Raw genomic sequence first — 544 nt, forward strand, 5'->3', positions numbered from 1 at the left:
CTCATAGCCCTTGGTCACCTCGACGAGGCCGGCCTCCTGGAGGACGGCAAGATGCCGGCTGAGATTGCCGTCGGTCAGGCCGCAGAGCTGCTTGAGGTCGGCGAACGCCAGCCCCTTCGGATGCGCCATCAGCGAGGTCAGAAGCCCGAGCCTCGCCTTCTCGTGGATGACGCGGTCGAGCCCTTCATAGGAAAAAGGCGCGCTGTCAGTCTTCGACATCGTGGTCTCCGGACGCAAAATACAGAATGCCCGCCATCACCGACTGGCCGATCACGAAAGGCAGGCCCATGGTCCATGGTGACAGCGTGTGGGTTTGGCTCGCGAGCACCACGACCGCGAAGCCTGAAACGAAATACCAGGCGCCGGCGAGCGCGACGGTGCGCRGCAGCGAGCGGACGGAGGCGAAGATGCCGAGCGACACCAGGATCTGCCACAGACCCGGCAACAGCCACAGCGTCTCACTCGCAAACTTCCACATCACCACCGCAAGCAGCACGCCGGCAACGCCTGCGGGGAGGAACTGCTCGACCGCCTGGTGGATCAT

General features: G+C 64.3%; 1 protein-coding gene and 1 pseudogene. Both read right to left on the minus strand.

All coding sequences use genetic code 11. The annotated features are described in order from the left end of the window. Positions 1-219 (minus strand): helix-turn-helix domain-containing protein (locus AC1D00_RS44685; RefSeq protein WP_477015156.1); only part of this gene is annotated, 219 nt, incomplete at its 3' end. Further along, a pseudogene (locus AC1D00_RS44690) lies at positions 206-544 on the minus strand (hypothetical protein); the annotation flags it as partial. The pseudogene AC1D00_RS44690 and the gene AC1D00_RS44685, both read right to left, overlap by 14 nt.

Source organism: Bradyrhizobium sp. P2_E8 (genome assembly GCF_056403875.1).